Origin of the sequence: Cohnella rhizoplanae (genome assembly GCF_948329515.1) — a bacterium.
In the GTDB taxonomy this organism is placed as follows: domain Bacteria; phylum Bacillota; class Bacilli; order Paenibacillales; family Paenibacillaceae; genus Cohnella; species Cohnella rhizoplanae.
This window is the reverse complement of the sequence record NZ_CAOJCN010000003.1, coordinates 301049-320823: the sequence shown is the minus strand read 5'-3', so window position 1 is coordinate 320823 and position 19775 is coordinate 301049. Positions and strand designations below refer to the sequence as shown.

18 protein-coding genes are annotated in these 19775 nt (G+C 61.8%); 6 read left to right on the top strand and 12 right to left on the bottom strand.

What is annotated here, in order from left to right:
* Window positions 1-37 precede the first annotated feature (37 nt).
* The 4 genes from gerPC (at window position 38) to PQG80_RS08115 (ending at window position 1567) form a co-directional block, all read left to right on the top strand.
* Window positions 38-733 carry a spore germination protein GerPC gene (gerPC, locus tag PQG80_RS08130; RefSeq protein ID WP_271750764.1) on the top strand — a complete coding sequence of 232 codons (696 nt, stop codon included), beginning with the start codon at window positions 38-40 and terminating at the stop codon, window positions 731-733.
* Between the two features lies 1 nt (window position 734).
* Window positions 735-938, top strand: coding sequence for a spore gernimation protein GerPD (locus PQG80_RS08125; RefSeq protein ID WP_271750763.1), 204 nt, complete (start codon window positions 735-737; stop codon window positions 936-938).
* A gap of 2 nt (window positions 939-940) precedes the next feature.
* On the top strand, window positions 941-1342 hold the full coding sequence (locus PQG80_RS08120) for a spore germination protein GerPE (RefSeq protein WP_271750762.1): 402 nt from the start codon (window positions 941-943) through the stop codon (window positions 1340-1342).
* A 105-nt stretch (window positions 1343-1447) separates the two neighbouring features.
* Window positions 1448-1567 carry a sporulation protein YjcZ gene (locus PQG80_RS08115; RefSeq protein WP_271750761.1) on the top strand — a complete coding sequence of 40 codons (120 nt, stop codon included), beginning with the start codon at window positions 1448-1450 and terminating at the stop codon, window positions 1565-1567.
* 114 nt (window positions 1568-1681) lie between these two features.
* Here PQG80_RS08115 and PQG80_RS08110 read toward each other — a convergent pair whose 3' ends face one another.
* From PQG80_RS08110 to PQG80_RS08055, 12 genes are all read right to left on the bottom strand, one after another.
* Window positions 1682-3061: a PucR family transcriptional regulator gene (locus PQG80_RS08110; protein WP_271750913.1), complete on the bottom strand. Its 1380-nt coding sequence runs from the start codon at window positions 3059-3061 to the stop codon at window positions 1682-1684.
* 279 nt (window positions 3062-3340) lie between these two features.
* The gene (locus PQG80_RS08105; RefSeq protein ID WP_271750760.1) at window positions 3341-3988 is read right to left on the bottom strand and encodes a zinc ribbon domain-containing protein; all 648 of its coding nucleotides are present in this window, start codon (window positions 3986-3988) and stop codon (window positions 3341-3343) included.
* A 39-nt stretch (window positions 3989-4027) separates the two neighbouring features.
* Window positions 4028-4780 (bottom strand): DUF1361 domain-containing protein, encoded by a 753-nt coding sequence (locus PQG80_RS08100; RefSeq protein WP_271750758.1) that lies wholly within the window; start codon window positions 4778-4780, stop codon window positions 4028-4030.
* Window positions 4781-4948: 168 nt separating this feature from the next.
* Window positions 4949-6922, bottom strand: coding sequence for a glycoside hydrolase family 15 protein (locus PQG80_RS08095; RefSeq protein ID WP_271750757.1), 1974 nt, complete (start codon window positions 6920-6922; stop codon window positions 4949-4951).
* Window positions 6923-6969: 47 nt separating this feature from the next.
* Window positions 6970-8400: a glycogen synthase GlgA gene (glgA, locus tag PQG80_RS08090; protein ID WP_271750756.1), complete on the bottom strand. Its 1431-nt coding sequence runs from the start codon at window positions 8398-8400 to the stop codon at window positions 6970-6972.
* A gap of 50 nt (window positions 8401-8450) precedes the next feature.
* A complete protein-coding gene (gene glgD / locus PQG80_RS08085; RefSeq protein WP_271750754.1) occupies window positions 8451-9563 on the bottom strand; it encodes a glucose-1-phosphate adenylyltransferase subunit GlgD in 1113 nt (370 codons plus the stop codon).
* Complete coding sequence (locus tag PQG80_RS08080) at window positions 9560-10726, bottom strand: glucose-1-phosphate adenylyltransferase (protein WP_271750753.1); 1167 nt, start codon at window positions 10724-10726, stop codon at window positions 9560-9562. Before PQG80_RS08080 ends, glgD begins: the two co-directional genes overlap by 4 nt.
* 39 nt (window positions 10727-10765) lie before the next feature.
* Window positions 10766-12676: a 1,4-alpha-glucan branching protein GlgB gene (gene glgB / locus PQG80_RS08075; protein WP_271750752.1), complete on the bottom strand. Its 1911-nt coding sequence runs from the start codon at window positions 12674-12676 to the stop codon at window positions 10766-10768.
* A 230-nt stretch (window positions 12677-12906) separates the two neighbouring features.
* Window positions 12907-14181: a methyl-accepting chemotaxis protein gene (locus PQG80_RS08070; protein WP_271750751.1), complete on the bottom strand. Its 1275-nt coding sequence runs from the start codon at window positions 14179-14181 to the stop codon at window positions 12907-12909.
* Between the two features lie 215 nt (window positions 14182-14396).
* On the bottom strand, window positions 14397-15878 hold the full coding sequence (araA, locus tag PQG80_RS08065; protein WP_271750750.1) for an L-arabinose isomerase: 1482 nt from the start codon (window positions 15876-15878) through the stop codon (window positions 14397-14399).
* A 239-nt stretch (window positions 15879-16117) separates the two neighbouring features.
* Window positions 16118-16348: a DUF3892 domain-containing protein gene (locus PQG80_RS08060; protein WP_271750749.1), complete on the bottom strand. Its 231-nt coding sequence runs from the start codon at window positions 16346-16348 to the stop codon at window positions 16118-16120.
* Between the two features lie 78 nt (window positions 16349-16426).
* Window positions 16427-18457 carry a beta-galactosidase gene (locus PQG80_RS08055; RefSeq protein WP_271750747.1) on the bottom strand — a complete coding sequence of 677 codons (2031 nt, stop codon included), beginning with the start codon at window positions 18455-18457 and terminating at the stop codon, window positions 16427-16429.
* A 114-nt stretch (window positions 18458-18571) separates the two neighbouring features.
* Here PQG80_RS08055 and PQG80_RS08050 point away from each other — a divergent pair, with 114 nt between their 5' ends.
* Complete coding sequence (locus PQG80_RS08050; protein ID WP_271750746.1) at window positions 18572-19402, top strand: AraC family transcriptional regulator; 831 nt, start codon at window positions 18572-18574, stop codon at window positions 19400-19402.
* A gap of 73 nt (window positions 19403-19475) precedes the next feature.
* The gene (locus tag PQG80_RS08045; protein WP_271750745.1) at window positions 19476-19742 is read left to right on the top strand and encodes a hypothetical protein; all 267 of its coding nucleotides are present in this window, start codon (window positions 19476-19478) and stop codon (window positions 19740-19742) included.
* The last annotated feature ends 33 nt before the right edge of the window (window positions 19743-19775 follow it).

The following is a 19775-nucleotide window of genomic DNA, read 5'->3' as shown; positions in this document are numbered from 1 at the left end:
CGCACGTCAACCCGCGCTCCCAGAGGAGGCATGAATCGTGAATTCGGTGTGGTACTATCCCCCGCACGGGCAGGCGTGCGACGATATCGCGCGGAGACTGCACGCGCTCGAGACGCAGGCCGAGGCCGGCAACGCGAAGCTCGCCGGGTACGAGCAGCAGGTCGCCGCGCTCACGCGGCAGCTGGAGCAGATGCAAGCCAAGATCGCCGAGCTTCAGACACGAGTCGAGGACCTGCAGCGCAAGCCTCCCGTGCACGTGGAGTACCATTTCGACCAGCTCAAGGTAAGCCGGCTCGACGGCACGCTGAATATCGGGCTCAGCCCGAACGCCCAATCCGGCGTAGACGCTTTCGATGTGCCCGCGCCCGGGATGTGGCAGACGCCCGCCGTCTCGCAAGAAGGTCCGGAGCCGATGATTCCCGGTCTCGTGCAGCAAGGCGCTCAATTTATGAACGACGACGCGCCGGCCGACCTGTCGGCGCTCGCGGCGCAGAACGGATTGACCTTCCAGCCCTCCGAGCTGCGCGCGGTGACGGACGACGTCAAGGCGCAGCTCGGCGCGAGGATCCAATATTACGCCCGCACGATGCCGCTGCCCGAGCAAAAAACCGATCAGGAGCTCGCGGCGTGGCGCCGGAGCGTGATGGAAAAAGTAAAAAAGGACATCCGGACCGCCTTCGAAAATTACGTCCAGAGACGCGTGGCGCAATCAGCCGAAGAGGAGGGTCGCTGACATGGCTTTATTCGATCAGATGAACGTATACAACGAACCGGTTAAAATCGGCTCGATACGCATTCTCGGCGTTTCGAGCTCCTCCTCGCTGCTGATCGGGGATACGCAGAGCATGACGCTTTACTCCTATTTCGACACGCCGCCGGAGTCTGTCATCGTCGGTCCGCTGGCTCCCCTGCCGGAACTGCCGGAGGAGGGTGAATAGCGATGCGGTGCCGCTTGTCCCAAGTCGGCAGCGTATTTGTCAACACGATCTCCAACGCCGCCATCCTTCATTTCGGAGACAATCGGGACGGCGCCAACCTGAAATCGCGCGTGCTGGCGGTTCAACGCACGCTGGCCGCCTTCGGAAGCGACGAATTCCGATACGAATCATACGCGCTGTTCGCCCGTCCGCTTCCCGTCTCGCCGGCACCCGCCGGCCCCCGCGCCGTTTTCCGCTCCGAATGCGCGCCGATCGAGGTCGGCGAGGTGAACGTTGTCGGCCTCTCCGCGGGCTCCCATTTCCGGATCGGCTGCGGGGGTCCGGAGACTGCGGAGACTCGGATCGTGAATATTCGCAACGCGCTGCCGGGCATCGATCCGCCGGTGGAAGTCGAATTCAAATGATCGTCTCCGTCGAAATACGGGCGAACGCACAAGCCGCCCGCCGGCCTCCGCATATGATGACTGTGTGATCGCTCATCACATAACTCTAATCGGGAGGTTGTTACTATGGGATACGGAGTAGCAGGCGGCGCAGGTTGCGGCGGATACGGCGGCATGGGTGGAGCAGCGTTCGCGCTGGTACTGTTCATACTGCTCGTCATCATCCTCAGAGCCGGCTGGATCTAATCGCCTAACGGCGATGGCTGCGATCTGATTGCGTAAAAAACCTCCGGTCCGCATGCGTGCGGGCCGGAGGTTTTTGGCGTATTAGGAGATGCCGGACGAATCTGCGGATAGCGGTCAGAAGCTGCCCGGCGAGATCTGTCCGAGCTTCAGCGAGAGCTGCAGCTGGAGTCTGTCTTCGGGATCGTCCAGAGATACGCCGAGGATGCTCTGGATTTTATCCAGCCGATACACGATCGTGTTGTAATGGGCATACAGCTTCTCGGAGGTGAGCTTGATATTGCCGTTGCACCGGAAAAACATCTCCAGCGTCTCCGCGAGCCGTCCTCCGCCCTTGCGGTCGGCCTGCTGGAGCGGCACCATGTAGCGGCGCAAAAATTGCTCGCGCTCCTCGCCGCCCGGTATTAAGTACAGGAGCGAATACACGCCCAGCTTGTCGTACGTGACCACGTCTCCGGCCAACCCGCATACCTCGGCGACCTGCCTCGCCCTGCGCGCCTGCGAGAGGCTCGCGGGAATCAGTTCGGGCTGCGCGACCGGCCGTCCGGCGAATAGCCGCAGCGCCGGCATGCCGAGCTCCGCGCGCAGTTCGTCCAGCAGCCGCTGCAGCGACGCCTCTGCCGCGCCCTCTGCCGGCTCCTGTCCTTCCGCCTTTCCTTCGGACAGAATGAGGACGAGCTCGCTTCCGAAGGGTGCCGCCAGCATCTCTCTTCCCGGCGTCCGCGATCCGGACCGCAGGCTGCGGCACAGTACGGCCAGCCTGCCTTCCGCATGCTCGGCCCCCGCTTCCGGCAGACCGACCAAGATCGCGCAGAGCCGATCCGCGGAGCGAAGTTCGCAGCCGCACACTTCCGTTCGCACGGACCAGTCCCGCTCGGAGACGATCTTGCCGGAGAGCCAGTCCTGCAGGAACAGGTCCAGATACTTCCCTTCGACCTCCTGGACCGCCATCCGATTGGCCATCTCCAGGTCCACGAAGGCGGACATGCGCGCCAGCGTCAGCGTGTCGATCGGCGCGATCGCGCGGTTCAGCTCGTAGAGCGCGATCGCCGTCTGCCGCTCGCCGCTCCCCGCGATCCAATAATAATACGCGCGATGCGCTTCGCCGAAGGCGAGGAAGCCATCCGTGCCGGAGCGGCGGCCGCCCTCGCGCCCGACGTGCGCGGCCGCAGCGGCCGCGGCTTGCTCCGCCGCGGCAGCCCCGAAGCCGGACGAGCGCAGCGAGCTGTCCTTGCCGTGGATGACGGCGACCGGATTGCCCAGCACTTCCTCCATCGCGTCCAGCGCCTGCTCCAGGCTGCCGCCGCTTAGCATCAGTCGCGATATTCGCCCGATCGAGGACTTCAGCTCGGCGAGCTGGCTATATTCATCGGCGGGCAGCCTGTCGAGCGCCGCGCGTTCCTCGCCCGTCCTCGCGGACGGTTCATCCTTAGGCTCCGTTAACGGGAAACTCAAACGTGCCGTTCTGTTCTCCGGCTTGGCATCTTTGCGGGACATTGCAGACACGGAACCCCTCCTCGCCACGCACGCGTGCTCGTACTTCATGCGGAATGTCGTTATTATGTTATATTTTATAACATTAGAAACCAAAAGTCTTCTGGTTTTCGATTAAAAATATTTTTATTTTACAAACTCTATGAAGATACGTTAATTATAATGACGCAGATTAGGGTGATTCTAAATAAATGATGCCATAAATAAAAGAGTCTGACATCGACCGGCATCAACGCCGTCCGATATCAGACTCTCGCAGTTCTTAAAGCGCATCCAAACCGATTAAGGGTACATCGGGTTCCCGCAATCCTGGCAGAAACGCGCTTCTTCCGGCATCTCCGAACCGCAAGCCGTGCACGCGTGGACCGCCGGCTTGTCGGGCTGCCGAACTTCAGGGGCCGTCGCCGGCACCGGCGACGGCTCGGCGGCATGAGGCTCATCCCATACGCTCGCGACCGACTCGTCCTCGGGGTAGACGTCGATGGCCTGCTCCGCCCGCTCGGGCGTTCCGCCTTCGGACAGCACGGACAGCTCGCCCTCGACCGGCGTCTCGGTCACCGGCGCGGGCTCCGGGAACGGCTTGCCGCAGGCGGGACAGAAGCGGGTCTGGAACGGCACGCGCTGCCCGCACTCGCATTCTTTCTCGTTGCGAAGCTCGCGGATCCGGTCTTCGAGGACATCGATCTCGCGGCCTTTGTCGGCGATCAGCTGGCAGGCCGGGATGACCTCGACCTCGGCCTTGGACAAGTCGCCGTCGACAAATGCCTTATAGACGGCCTCGCCGATCTCGTTATATTGACGCTCGATCTCCTTGCGTTTGCCCGCGATCTGCGAGTGAAGCTTGGTGATCTCGACGGTCTGTTGGGCCTTCTCCGTAGCCGTGCTCACCCCTTTGCTGACTGTTTCCGTTAACTTTTTGAAGAAACTCATGAATTCCGCCTCCTAGACTCGAGCAACTATGGCTATGTACTATGATAACCCGCCGGACCCGTCCCGGGCAACGCCGCCGACCCCCGGTCCGCGCCGGAAACCGAGACAATACAGCGACAAATACACCATAAGGATCAGCATGCCGAACAAGATCGTCAGTATCGCGCCATTCGCGTTGATGCCGCCGATGACGCTGTCGACCAGCCTGAACGGACTGAAGAGCACATCCCAGCTGTTGAGACGGATCACGCGTCCCAGATAGACGCCGAAGCCGCCGAGGAACGACACCGCCACGATAAACAGCCAGCCTGCCGAAGCGCCGAGATGAAGACCGACCAGCCGGTGGAACTGCCGCATCGATACGTAGCCCAGCAGCAGGCCGCACCAGGCGAACAAGAAAAAGACGATGAGATCGTACCAAACGAGCAGCGAATCGGAGGCTTGCCGCCAGCCATACGCCGGGTTCACGATCAGATGGATCAAGTCCGTCGTCAGATACGGCGCGTTCGGATAGAGTAGCAGCCACCCGGTGCCGAGGACGGGCAGCGCCACCTTGCGCAGTACGGCAGGCGCCCCCGACAGCAGGCGATCGGCGCCGGTCGCCGCCATCGACACGAGCAGCGGGAGCCAGGCCAGGAACAGGTTCCACACCAGGAACCGGTAGCGGCTGTCTCCCACCTGCGCTTCCCGTACGACGAGCATCGACAGGCACAGCAGCGACGTCAGACAAAGGACGATAAAAGCCGGCGTGAAGAGCGGTTCGGTTTTCGATTGAGAAAGACTCGGGTTCATATGCGGTTTCTCCTCCCATGCGTGTCACAGTAATACTTACACCGGCGAGCCGGCAAAAGTTGCGGACGCGCGCAGCAAAATCAAACAGCCACCCTGCCGGCTCGCGCCTCGGGATGGCTGTCGATGGTCTCGCTCTGCGCGCGCGGCGGATTAACCGGCGGCTCCGCCTTATTCCTTGCCCGCCAGTTCTTCGTGCTTGCGGGCGTAGAGGCATACGGTCTTGATATAAGTCGCGTGCGACCAAGTCAGCGGCGCTACGGAGAGCGGGGTGCCCTGGGTCGGATGGATCTGCTCGGGCATGTTGCCGCCCTCTAGCGTCGAGTTCACGATCTTCTCGAGCGTGATGCGCGGCGCCTCGAGGTCCGAGAGCCGCTGCGCGGTCTCGATCTGGAAGTACGCGACCCACAGCGTGCAGATGATCCACGGGTTGCCCGGCACGCGCTCGAGATCGTCCGACTGCTGAAAGTAATAATCGTTGGTATACCTGGCGATGCCGCCGATGTCCGTCTTGATCGACAGCCCCTGCTGGATCGCCTGCATCGTGCGGACGACGCGGTCGTCGCTCGCGGGCAGCACGCCGAACTCGAACAGGCCGAACACGCTGCTCTCGATCGTCATGTCCTTCTCCCATTTGCCGTCGCGGAGCGCGAGCCCGCGCGCGAAGCGCCCCGTTTCCTCGTCCCACAGATGCGTCATCATGCCGAGCTTGATCCGCTCGGCCACGTTGCGGTAACGGTCGCTGCGCTCGTAGTCGCCGAACAGGTCCGCAAAGTAGGCAGCGCCCATCAGACCGCCGTAGACGGAGGCGGAAGTGTACGTCCAGATGCCATAGCGCTCCTCCCATAGATCGTAGCTGGGAAGCGGCAGTCCGAGCGAGGGTTCGATATAGTCGCACAGGAACGAAGCGGCTTTGCGAACGAGGCTCGGATACAGCGACTGGGGCAGCTCGATCTCGCCGTGGCGCTCATAATCCTTCCAGAGCGCGAACAGGACCAGGGCGGTCTCATCCTCCTGGATCGGCAGCCGGGGCAGTCCGTGCACGACGTACGGATGCCAGCTGGAGCCGACGGTGCCGTCCGGATTGTACTTGTGATACAGATATCCTTCGGGCGCGAGCGCGTCGTTGCAGAAGTGGAAAAACGGCGCGATCGTGCCGTGGTAACCCGCCAGCGACATCGCGTCGGCGATGAGCGCGCCGTCGCGCGGCCACATGTAGCTATAGTGGTCGCGGTTGTACTGCAGGATGTCGGTATCGTTGGCCGCCAGAATGGCGCCGCGTTCGTCGATCTGCGTCCGCACGATAAGCAGGCTGTGCTTGAACAGCTGCACCACCTCCGGCGGCAGATCGCCGAAGTGGTACTGCGAGCCGACCTTCGTCAGCCAGTGGTTCCAGTAGATGACGATGCGGCTGAGCAGCTTTTCCGGATGACTCTCCAGCACATACTGGTCGAGCCGCTTGACCTCCTCCAGATCGCTGCCGACCGACATCCAATAATACAACGAGCTCTCGGCGTTTCCTTGAAGCTCCAGCCTGAAGCTGATCGTGCTGTCGACCGAGCCTTGGGCGATGGCGTTGCCCATCAGCTCGCCGTCCTCGGCGTCCCGCCAGGTCCCTTCGGCCGAGTGGAACCGCTTGATGCCGGTCGTGAACTGGTAGATGCCGCCGGTCTGGGAGCGGCCGTTGAACATGAAGTAGGAGGAACGCTTGTAATGGAACACGGTACGGTTCATCGGATAGTAAGCCGCCGTATCGCCGACCTCGTTGCCGTCGATCATCAGATCCTGGTGGAAGAACACGCGGACGTCCTTCGGCTCCCCGGTCAGATTGCGAACGACGACGCGCTTCATATAGATGCTCTCCCGCTGGTGAATCCCGTCGTTGACGTACAGCTCAATGCCCAGTCCGTCATGCCTGGCGACCACGTTGGTGACGAGCGAGTTTTCGATGTAGCCGAGCTCGATCCGCCAGGACGGATCGTCCAGCCAGACGAACGAGCCGTTGCACCAGACGCCGAACCGGCATTGCTGTCCGCCGATATGGTTGAGCTGGCCTACGAACGGGAAGTAGAGATCGCGGATAAAACAATGATCGTCGAGATTGATGAGCATCTTGCCGTTGCCGATCACGAGATGTCGGGCCATGCCAGCATTCCCCTCTCCTATTGGACCGCCCTGCCGCGGACCGTCCTCTATTTACCGAGCTCTCTATATAGTAGTTCGTATTGCTTGGCCGAGCTACCCCAGCCATAGTCCCGTTTCGCGCCGTTGTTCACGAGGCGCTTCCACGCCTCCGGCTCGTCCCGGTAGAAGCGCAGCGCCCTGCGTACCGTGTACATCAGATCGTGCGCGCTCGCGGGACCGAACGTGAAGCCCGTCCCCTCGCCCGTGAATTCGTTGAACGGCTCGACCGTGTCCTTGAGCCCGCCGGTCTCCCGCACGATCGGCACCGTCCGGTAGCGCAGCGAGATGAGCTGGCTGAGGCCGCAAGGCTCGAAGCGCGAAGGCATTAAGAACATGTCCGACGCGGCGTAGATCCGCCTCGCCAGCCCTTCATTGAAGCCGAACCATACGGCAAGCCGGCCGGGATACCGATGGATCGCTTCGCCCAGCAGATGCTCGAAGTGCGGATCCCCGGAGCCGAGCACGGCGAGCTGGACGCCTTCGTCCATCAGCTGCGCGAGGCTGTCCAGGATCAGGTCGAAGCCCTTCTGCCCGACCATCCGCGAGACGACGCCGATCAGCGGAGCCGCGGCATCCTCCGCGAGCCCGAGCTCGCGCTGAAGCGCCGGCTTGTTGAGCCGCTTTTTCGCGAGCGAATCCCGGTAACGGACCTGCAACGCCGCATCCTTCATCGTATCGTACGACTCCGTGTCGATCCCGTTCAGGATGCCGACAAGGTCGCCCGCGCGCTGGCGCAGGACGCCGTCGAGCTTTTCGCCGTACTCGACCGTCTGAATCTCGCGCGCGTAAGTCGGGCTCACCGTCGTCAGCTTGTCCGCGAATCGCAGACCGGCCTTCATGCAATTCGCGGCCCCGTAGAACTCCAGACTGTCGTCCGTGAACGCATCGTCTCCGACGGAGAGCAGATCCTGCAGCAGATGGCGCGAGAATACGCCTTGATACTGCAGATTGTGTATCGTGAATACCGTGCGCACGCGATCCATGCCGGGCACGTTGGCATAGCGCGTACGCAGCAGGAAGGGCACGAGCCCGGTCTGCCAGTCGTGGCAATGCACGACGTCAGGCAGGCTCGGCTCCCGCAGCATCGCTTCGGCGGCGGCGAAGCTGAAGAACACGAACCGCTCCGCATCGTCTCCATAACCGTAAGGCGATTCGCGCCTGAAGTAAAACTCGTTGTCGATGAGCAGGAAGCGGACGCCGTCCGCCACGACCTCGAGGAGGCCGCAGTATTCCCTGCGCCAGCCCATCGTAATGTAGAAGTAGCCTTTGAATTCCGCATTTTCTAGATAGGCGCCGGGAATGCTCCCGTACTTGGGCAGGACGACGGTTACGTCGACGCCGCGCCGCGCGAGCGCCTTGGGCAACGCCCCGATGACATCGGCGAGCCCCCCCGTTTTCACGAGAGGGACGCCCTCCGATGCCACGAACCAGACGTTCATGGAACACCTCCGACTGCAGTTTATTGAATGGCGGTTGCCCGCTCAGATGATTAGATGATTTTGCGTTTAAGCGCGATATAAGGCATGTCGGCCGCGCCCATCAGCTGCTGGTCGCTCCGGATCTCCACTTCTTTGTCCAAAATGCAGTTCGACAGCAGGCCGTGCTCGCCGATGATCCCGTTCTGCATGACGATCGAATTGCGCACGATCGCGTTCTTGTGTACCTTGACCCCGCGGAACAGAATGCTGCCCTCCACGGTGCCCTCGATGTCGCAGCCGTTCGCGACGAGCGAGCCGGTGACCGAGGAGCCTGCCCGATAGCGGGTCGGCGGTTCGTCCTTGACCTTGGTGAAGATCGGGGCGGGCTCGAAGAACAGCTCGCTCCATACTTTCGGATCCAGCAGTTCGAGACTATGTTTGTAGTAGGACGGGATGTTGTTCACGACGCCCAGCACGCCATCGTGCATGTAGGCGTCGACCTTCAGCTCGCCGAGCCTCGGCATGACGGCATGACGGACGAAGTGGTCCTTGCCTTGCGCGAGCGAGGTATCGACCAGATCGAGCAGCAGCTCCTTGCGCAGCACGTACATCTCCATGGAGACGATGTCGCTGGCGAGCCTGCCGAAGTGATCCTGCATGTCGACGATCCGCCCGTCCGCGTCCAGCTTCGCCTTGCGCGTCAGCCCCGTCTCCGCGTCCGGCCACTCCTTGCAGACGACCGTGATGTCCGAGCCGCGGGCGCGGTGCTGCTCGAGCACCTTGGCGAAGTCGATGTTGCACACCATATGGCTGCGCGCGATGACGACGTAATCGAGCGGACTGCGCGCGAAGTAATCCCGATGACGGTAAAATTGATAAAGATCGCCCTTGCCGAAGTCGGACTGGTCCTCCATCGACGGCGGCAGCACGAACAGTCCGCTCTGCTTGCTGTGCAGGTCCCAGTTGCTGCCCGAACCCAGATGGTCCATCAGGGACCGGTACTTGGTGTGGGCGAACACGGCAACCTTCTGGATGCCCGAGTTGACCATGGACGACAGGACGAAGTCGATGAGACGGTAGCGGGCGCCGAACGGCACCGTAGCGAGACAGCGGGCGCTCGTGAGCGGACCCATGTCCTCCGTCTCGTGAATGAGGTTGATGACGCCCATCAGCGGCAGTTTCATACGGACTTCGCCTCCTCAAGCTCTGTCTCCGCTTCGATGCGGTCTCCGCTGCCTACGACTGCGATCTCGGCCGCGTCCACGCCGCCGATGACGCAGCCGTCCCCGACGACGGCGCCGTCCCCGACGATCGCGCGCACGATACGCGCGTTTTTGCCGATCTTCGCGTTCGGCATGATGACCGAGTCCTCGATGAAGCTGCCTTCGCCGACCGTGACGCACTGGAACAGCACCGAGCGGTTCACGGTTCCCTTCACGACGCAGCCCTCGTTGATGAGCGAGCTCTGGACGCTCGACTCGGGCGACAGATAGTGCGCAGGCATGTTCGGATTGACGGAATAGATGCGCCAGGAGCGGTCGTTGAGATTGAGCGCGGGCTCATCCTCGAGCAGGTCCATGTTGGCCTCCCAGAGCGAGTCGATCGTCCCGACGTCCTTCCAATAGCCGTCGAACCGGTGCGTGAACAGGCGCGCTCCGTCTTGGAGCATGGTTGGGATAATGTCCTTACCGAAGTCGTTCGAGGAGCCTGACGTCGCCTCGTCCCGGACGAGCGCTTCCTTGAGCACCTTCCACGAGAAAATGTAAACGCCCATCGAAGCCAGATTGCTGCTGGGCTGTTTGGGTTTCTCGGCGAACTCGACGACCCGGTCGTCCTCGTCGACGCTCAGAATGCCGAAGCGGCTCGCCTCCGCCCACGGCACGGTGATGACCGCGATCGTCGCGTCCGCGCGATTGCGCTTATGAGACTCCAGCAGCTCGTCATAATCCATTTTGTAAATATGGTCGCCGGAGATGATGAGCACGTATTCGGGGTCGTAATTCTCGATAAAGCCGATGTTCTGGTAGATCGCGTTGGCGGTGCCTTTATACCACGTTCCCCCTTTGGAGCGGACGTAGGGCGGGAGGACGTGCATGCCGCCGCCGCGCCGGTCGAGCCCCCAGGGGCTGCCGATGCCGAGATATTGATTGAGCACGAGCGGTTGGTATTGGGTAAGGACGCCCACCGTATCGATCCCTGAATTCACGCAGTTGCTGAGCGTAAAATCGATGATTCTGTACTTCCCGCCGAAGTGAACGGCGGGCTTCGCAAGGTCCTTGGTCAATACGCCGAGACGACGGCCTTCGCCGCCGGCCAGCAGCATGGCAATGCATTCGCTTTTATGCATCGTGCTCTCCCCGCTCTCCTTAAATATGTGCCAGGCTTGCTAGTCCTCCACCGACGTATCCGGCTCGAAGAGCAGGAACGTCAGCGGGGGCAGTATGATCTCCATGCTGAAGGGCTGGCTATGCCGCGCGATCCGCTCCGCCTTGAACCTGCGGGGCATGGCGGCGCCGGACCCGCCGTAATCGGCGGCGTCGCTGTTCAGGGCCAGTCGGTACGCGGAGCCCTCGGGAACGCCGAGGCGGAATACCGGATACGCCGAAGCCGAGAAGTTGCACACGACCACGAGATGCGTTTTCTTCTTTTTGCCGAACCGGATATAGGAAAGCACGCTCTGGGCGGCGTTATCCGCGTCGATCCACCTGAAGCCTTCGGGCGAGTGATCCTGCTCCCACAGCGCGGGCTCCGTCTTGTAGAGCGAGCCCAGGTCCCGCGTAAACCGCCGCATCGAGTCGTGCAGCGGATACCGGAGAACCGGCCAGTCGAGCTCGCCCAGATCCTTCCATTCGTCGTACTGGCCGAACTCGCCGCCCATGAAAAGCAGCTTTTTGCCCGGATGGGTCATCCAGTAACCGTAGAACAGCCGGAGATTCGCGAACTTCTGCTCGTAAGCGCCCGGCATCTTGTTCAGGAGCGACCGCTTGCCGTGCACGACCTCGTCGTGGGACAACGGAAGCACGTAGTTCTCGGCATAGGCGTACATCAAGGAGAAAGTGGCGAGATTGTGGCGTTCCGGCCGTCCGGAGGGCTCGGTCTCCATGTACTTGAGCATGTCGTTCATCCAGCCCATGTTCCACTTGTAGTTGAAGCCCAGCCCGCCCAAGTAAACGGGAGAGGTGACCCCGGGCCAGGCCGAGGAATCCTCCGCGATGACGAGCGCGTCCGGGTAGTAGCGGAACACGACCTCGTTCAGCTTGCGGATCCAGGCGAGCGCGTCGAGGTTCTCGAAGCCGCCGCGCTTGTTCTTCGTGTGCATCTCCGGAGGCTTGTCGAAGTTGAGGTCGATCATGCTGGCCACGGCGTCGACCCGAATGCCGTCGATATGGTACACGTCCATCCAGAACAGCGCGTTCGAGATGAGAAAGCTCTGCACCTCTGGCTTGCCGAAGTCGAAGGCCAGGGTGCCCCACAGCGGCTTCTCCGCTACGCGCCAGTCGTCCGGTTCATAGAGAGGCTGACCGTCAAAGCGGCGAAGGCCGTGATCGTCCTTGCAAAAATGACCGGGCACCCAATCCAAAAGTACCCCGATTCCGCGCTGATGGCACCGGTCCACCAGTTTTTTGAGTCCGTCGGGATGTCCGTACCTGCTGGTGGCCGAAAAGTAGCCCGTCGTCTGGTACCCCCAGGATCGGTCGAACGGATGCTCGGTCAGCGGCAATATCTCGATATGCGTATACCCGTTATCCGCGACGTAATCGACGAGCTCTCCGGCCAGCCGGTCGTAGGACCAGAACTGCTCGGGGCCGTCGATGCGCCAGGAGCCCAGATGAACTTCGTAGATGAGCATCGGCCGTTCGTAGGGCTTGCGTCGGCTCCTCCTTTCCTGCCACGAATGGTCCTCCCAAGAGTAATTATCCAAATTCGCGACGATGGAAGCGGTTCCCGGCCGCAGCTCCGAGCGAAAGGCAAACGGATCGGACTTGAGGCAGACATGGCCGGAGGCGTCGACGATCTCGTACTTGTACGCGGCCCCCTCGCCGATGCCCGGCACGAAGCCCTGCCATACGCCGGTCGAGCCCGCGGGCTCCAGGGGGTGGGCGGCGCCGCGCCAACCGTTGAAGTCTCCCGCGACCCGGACTTCGCGGGCGTGCGGCGCCCATACAGCGAACCTTGTGCCCTGCTCGCTTTCCCGCTGCGCAGCGTGAGCGCCGAATGCGCGATAAGCGCGGAACAGCTCTCCGTTGTTGTATAGATACAAATCATGCTGCGATACCGATGCCGTACCCGTCGTCATCTCCAGACCTCCTCTGCGTACGACGCGGCGGAATCGCCTGATCGCGTCATTATTTTGTTACTTTTCCTCACATTCGGGTCGTACTTTACGTCTATTATAGAGGAATATACCCTCCTTTTCATCCGGAACTTCTAAAATAATTTCGACGCGGTCCATAAAATAACCTCCTGCGTCAGTCCCATACATAGGACCGGCACAGGAGGCCGCAGCGGAAATGCCTGTCAGGCGCATCAACCGTTAAAGTAAGAAGCCGACGCCTTGAGCGTCAGCGACTTGCCGCGAAGCGACTCGGACGATGCCGCGAGCTCCTCCATGACGGCCGTCTGCTCCTGCGAAGCGGACGATACCCGCTCAGCGCCCTCGCGGATGGCGCCCGCCACCTCGGCCACCCTGCGCGCTTCTCCGAGCGCCTGCCCGACCTGCCCGGCTTGCTCCGACATCCGCAGGGCGATCTGCTCGACGATCGCGCCGACCTCGGCCGCCTCCCGGGCGACGATGCCGAACGCCTCGGCGGAGACCTTGCCCTGCTCCCATTCGCGCTCCGCGACCTGGGCCTGGCGCTGGATGTGGCGGACGCAATCGGCCACCTCGTGCTGAATCTGTCCGATCAGCTGCCGGATGTCCTTGACCGCGCCGGCGCTCTGGCCGGCCAGCGTCTTGACGGCCTGGGCGACGACGACGAAGCCCCTGCCTTCCTCGCCGGCGCGCGCCGCCTCGATGGACGCATTGAGCGCGAGCAGATGGGTCTGCTCGGCGAAGTCGCCGACGACGTTCGAGATGGCCCCGATCTTGTCGGCGTTGACGCTGAGGCGCCGCACGATGTCGAGCGCCGCGCGGTTCTGCTCCGCGAGCTGCTCCATGCCGGACACGAGCGAGCTGAATACGGCCTCGCTGCGGACGACCGTGCCGTTCATTCGATCGGCCTTGTCCCGCGCGACGGAGGCCTGCTCATCCGCCTGGCGCGCGGCGGCCGCGAGCTGCTCGACGGACACCTGCATCGCCTCGGCCGAAGCGAACTGGCGCTCCGTACCCGCCGTGATCCGTTCGGCGTCACGAGACATCTCCTCGATCCGCAGCGCCGCCTCGGAGATCGCGCCCTGCAGCTCCGCGATATGCCGGTCGGTCTGCGCGGTATTGTCCGTGATGCCGCCCGTGATCGCCTTCAGCCGGTCGAGCATGCCCTGAAAAGCCGTGCCGAGCTGCGACAGCTCGTCTCCCGAACCGCTGACGTGCACTTGCGCGCCAAGGTTGCCGCGCTCCGCTTCGCCGGCTGCGGCAGTCAGAGATAGCAGAGGCTTCAGCAGCCATTTCGCCGCAAAAAATCCGAACAGCCCCGTCCAGAAAACGCCGAGCGCCAGCGTCATTAGCACGAATGCCCAAAACGGCAGAAAGTCGAACGTCTTTTTCATCTCCAGCAGCACGAACGCGCTGGTCGCATACGTAACGCCCGATACCAACGTAATGCCGACGACCATTTTCGCCACGATCCCCATTTTTGCGTTCAACGTTTTCCCTCCCGCTCCAACTGTCTAGTAGACAAAATTCGACTTCGGCCGGCGGCCTCCTCTTGTCCATTTCATGACATTCGACAAGCCGGATGTGTCGGGAATGTGGCCAAACCGTGTCGAAAGTGCGATCTTGAAAATGTGGTGAAAATCGCCAACTCAAAAACCCGCCGTTCGACCGGCGGGTTCATGTTGCTTATCGGGAATTCACGCCATTAACGGTTCCAGGCGACCTGGCCGAACCGAAGCTCGTTTTTGAGCTGCCTCGCGTTCGTATTCGCGTCGATGACGATGGCCTCGATGCCGAAGAGCTCTGCAAAATCGAGCAGCTGCTCGGTCGTCACGACGAACGAGTAGACGGTATGATGCGCGCCGCCGGCCAGAATCCAAGCTTCGGCGCCTTCGGCGAGCGACGGCTCCGGCTTCCACAGGACGCGGGCGACCGGGAGCCTCGGCATCGCGCGTTCGACCTCGACGCCGTTCACCTCGTTCACGATCAAACGGAAGCGGGTGCCGAGATCGATGATCGAGGCGTTCAGCGCTTTGCCGCCCTTGCCGTCGAATACGATCCGCGCCGGATCCGCCTTGCCGCCGATGCCGAGCGGATGCACCTCGATGCGCGGCTTCGATGCCGCGAGCGTCGGGCACACCTCCAGCATATGGGCGCCCAGCACGAGCTCGTTGCCCGGCTCGAAGTGGTACGTATAATCCTCCATGAAGGAGGTGTCCTTGCCGTCCGCGATGATTTTCATCAGACGCGTGAGCGCGGCGGTCTTCCAGTCGCCTTCGCCCGCGAAGCCGTAGCCCTGCTCCATCAGACGCTGGACGGCGAGGCCCGGCAGCTGCTCAAGACCGTGAAGATCCTCGAACGTCGTCGTGAACGCGGTGAAGCCCCCTTCGTCCAAGAACCGCTTGATCGCGATCTCCAGCCGGGCTTGATACGCGATCGCGTCGCGCACGGCGCCGGCGGTCCGGCCAGCTTCCTCAATCTCGTAGCGCTCGGCGTATTCGCCGAGCAGCGCTTCGACCTCGCCGGCGGTTACCGCCTCGACGTACCGGACCAGGTCGCCCACGCCGTGCGTGTTCACCGACCAGCCAAACTTGATCTGCGCCTCGACCTTGTCTCCTTCGGTCACCGCGACTTGACGCATGTTGTCGCCGAAGCGGACGACCTTGAGGCGCCTGCTCTCGTTAAAGGCGACCGCCGTGCGCTGCCAGGAGCCGATGCGCCCTTGAACGGCCCCATCCGCCCAGTGACCAACGACGACCTTGCGGGCGATGCCGAGCCGCGCGCCGATAAAGCCGTATTCGCGGTCCCCGTGCGCGGCCTGATTCGTATTCATGAAGTCCATGTCGATCGTATCCCATGGAATGTCGCGGTTGTACTGCGTGTGCAGATGCAACAGGGGCTTGCGCAGCTCGGTCAACCCCGCGATCCACATCTTGGCCGGGGAAAACGTATGCATCCAGGTGATGACGCCCGCGCAGTCCTCGTCGGCGTTCGCATCGTTCAGTACGCGGCGGATTTCCTCCGGCGTCGTGACGACCGGCTTGAAGACCACCGGGTAAGATAAGCCTCCTGCCAATCCTTGGACGATCTCGCGCGAATGCGCAGCGACCTCCTCCAGCGTCTCCGGTCCGTACAAATGCTGACTGCCGGTAATGAACCAGAACGTATAAGGCTTAATTTGGAGCATGCTGGAACCTCCTCGAATAAATGCGATTCAAAACATTTCTGTGTCCATAACTTGTACGTACATCCTCACCAATATAATAGCGAATTCATGCAAATTATTCAATCAGTTGTATGTACATGTTTTTTATTTGCTCGCACCCGTCGGCAACAGAACAGCCGTCCCGATTTTGGTTAGGTTCATCAAAAAGCCGCCGGACCGCTCTAGGCGGCGCCGGCGGCTTCGAGATGCCGCGCTATGCGTCAGAAACCGGGCAGGTTGTCCAGATTGTTGTCTTCCCGTCCGTCCGGATTCGAGCGAAGATGCTCGTCGCCGTCGCGGCCGCGGAACACGTTGACGTTCTCGATTTGATCGTTTTTGGCCATCTGCTGCGCTTCCTTGTAGCCGACGACCTGGCCCGAAGACAGCTTCAGCTCCACGATGTCGCCGTCGCCGTTCTTGCGCACGCCGACGACTTGTTGACGATCCGCCATGTCTTCCCACCTCCTGTCGGAGATAGCGTGCCCCGTCCCGGGGCCGCCTATTCCGGCAGCAGCCGGCTTGAGCGTCGCTCAGTCGCCCAATGCGACGATCATGACGCCTCGTGCGGGCACTTCCGCGCGTCCCGCGAGCTCGGCTCCGCTGAGCAGGTCGCGGCCGGCCGTATCGAACCGGGCGACGACAGGCTCGGCGTTATGGTTCAGCAGGAACAGGAACCGTTCGCCGTCCTTGACGCGGACGGTCGCTTCGAGGCCTGCCGGCGCGCCGACGAGCGGCAGGATGCCCTTGTCTTCGCACAGCTGGCCCAGCAACGCCTCGAGAAAGGAAGCCTCCGGACTCGTGGCTACATACCAGGCTTCGCCTTCTCCGAACCGGTTGACTGTCACGCACGGCATGCCGGCATAGAATTCGCTGCCGTACTCGGCGATTACTTCGGCGCCCTCCGCGTGAATCAGGTCGCACAGCACGCCGCAAGAATAACGGCCAGCCAGTCGGCCCTGACCGTCGTCCTTGACCACGATGGAATTGGTCATGTCCGGGAACAGCGCGTCGATCTCCTCCGCCCATACGCCGAGCAGCTTGCGCAGCTCGCCCGGATACCCGCCCAGCGTGACCCTGTCGTTTTCGTTGACGATGCCGCTGAAGAAGGTCGTGACGAACGTGCCGCCAGCGGCCGTATACGCTTCAGCGCGCTTGGCGAAGCCAGGCTTGACCATGTAAAGCACCGGCGCGATGACGACGTCATACGGGCCGAGATCGTCCTCCACGCCGATCATGTCGACCGGGATATGCTGTTTGAACAGCGCGTCGTAGTATTTGTGAACCTCGTCGACGTACTTCAAATGCACGGTAGGACCGCTCGACAGATCGATCGCCCAACGATTCTCCCAGTCGAACAAGATCGCTACGCTGGCGCCGCTGCGAGCGCCCAGCAGCCGGTCGCCGAGCTGGCCCAGCTCCGCTCCGAGCTCCGCGCATTCGCGGAATACGCGCGTATGCTCATGGCCGACGTGTTCGATGACCGCGCCGTGATATTTCTCGCATGCGCCCACCGAACGGCGAAGCTGGAAGAACATCACGGTGTCCGCGCCTCGCGCGACCGCCTGGTAGCTCCACAGCCGCATGACGCCCGGTCGCTTGAGCGTATTGACCGGCTGCCAATTCTGCTGGCTCGGCGTCTGCTCCATCAGCATGAACGGCTGACCCTGCCGCAGGCCGCGCATCAGATCGTGCGTCATCGCGGTCAGGCTGACCGGCGTATCGAGCGACGGATAGTTATCCCACGAGATGACGTCGAGATAAGGCGCCCATTTGAAATAATCGAGCTCTGGATACAGCCCCATCAGATTCGTCGTAATCGGCAAATGCGGCGTATGCTTCTTGATCTCGTCGTATTCGAGCTTGTAGCATTCGAGCAGGCTGTCCGACATGAAGCGGCGAAAGTCGAGCGAGATACCCTGGAAGTTCGTCCGGTTGCCGTCCCACTCCTCGCTAAGCGCGTTGGGCAGTACGATCTCTTCCCAGTCGTAGAAAGTATGACCCCAAAAGCGCGTGTTCCATGCTTGGTTCAACGCGTCCAGCGAGCCGTAGCGCTCCCTCAGCCAGACGCGGAAAGCCGCCTCGGATTGTTCGCTGTAATCGTAGCCGCCGTATTCGTTGGACACGTGCCAGATCAGCACGGCCGGATGGTCTTTGTATCGCTCGGCAAGCTTGCCCGCGAGCGCCTGGGCGAAGCGGCGGTATACCGGGCTGTGCGGATTGGAGTTGTGCCGGCCGCCGAACTTGCGCTTGCGCCCTTGGTAATCGACGCGCGTCACCTCGGGATACTTGCGCGCCATCCAGGCGGGATGCGCGCCCGTGCCGGTCGCGAGGCAGACGTATACGCCATTGTTATACAAGCGGTCGATCGTCTCGTCCAACCAAGCGAAGTCGTACGTATCTTCGTCGGGTTGGATGAGCGCCCAGGAGAAAACGTTGACGGTCGCCACGTCGATGCCCGCCAGCTTGAACATCCGGTCGTCCTCGGCCCAGGTTTCCGCGTCCCACTGCTCCGGATTATAGTCTCCTCCGTACCAGATCTTCGGCAGCTTATCGTTGATCATGCGCACGCACATCCTTATCCTATAATTATATCTTCATCTTAACGCAGCCTAACGGCCCGTAAAATATAATCATCGCCCGGATCGATATAATAAAACAACGGAGGTGCGGGCGACATGAAGCCTTACAGACGATTCGCGATCCCCTCCGGTCAGGCGGGACAGCTCCCGCTCTACGTGGAGACGATCGGCACGGTACGAGAAGCCGGCAGGATCGCCAGGTCGACCGGATATCCCTATTACCACTGGCTTCAGACGCTGAGCGGAGAAGGCGCATTTATTGTGGACGGCCGAAGGCATAGCCTCCCTGCGGGCTCCGGCATGATGATCGCGCCCGGCGTGCCGCATGTCTACGAACCGGTGACGGACTTGTGGGAAACGGCTTACCTGACGTTCGGCGGAGCCGCAGCAGGGACGATGCTGCTGGCGCTCGGGCTGATCGAGCCGGCGCCGATCCGCTGGGAGACGGCCTCTCCGCCGGACGGCTACCTCCAGGGAATGCTGGACCGCATCGAGGCGGACGACGATCTGTTCGGGCTGGAGGCGTCCGCCGACGCGTATCGCTTCCTGCTCACGCTCCGGCGTCATGGCCGATCGGGGAGGCAGGACTCGGCGGCTCGCGCGTCGGAGAAGCTGCGTCCGCTCATCGAATGGATGGAACGCCGTTATCCGGATCCCGACGCCGGCCTGACCGAGATGCGAGAGGTGCTCGGCATGCCCGCCAGTACGATGAACGAGCTGTTCCGCCGCGCATTCGGTCAATCGCCTTACAACTATCTGATCGATCTGCGCATCCGCAAAGCCAAGGAGATGCTCATCGGGCGCCCGCAAGAGACCGTGTCCAGGATCGCGAGCCTTGCGGGCTTCCGCGATGCCAGTCACTTCGTCGCTACGTTCCGGCGCAAGGCCGGATTGACGCCCGACAAGTTCAGGCAGCTGTATGAATAAAAGCGGCATCCCTCTCGCTCAGGATAAAACCGAACCTGAGTCATGGGGATACCGCGCAAGGGTTGAATAGCGTGTGAATACGCTGGCTGGTAGATATGTAGAGGCAACGTTGTCGCAAAGCTTCAAATTGTGTTGCGAGCCAGCGTGCGGGAATAACGATGTCGCGCATCGCTATTTCGTGCCGCGAGCCAAGGTTTGGGGAAATAGCGATGCCGCGCATCGCTATTTCGTACCGCAAGCCGAGGTTTGGGGAAATAGCGATGTCGCGCATCGCTATTTCGTGCCGCAAGCCGAGGTTTGGGAAAATAGTGATGCCGCGCATCGTTATTTCGAGTCGTGAGCCAAGGTCTGGGAGAATAGCGATGTCGCACAT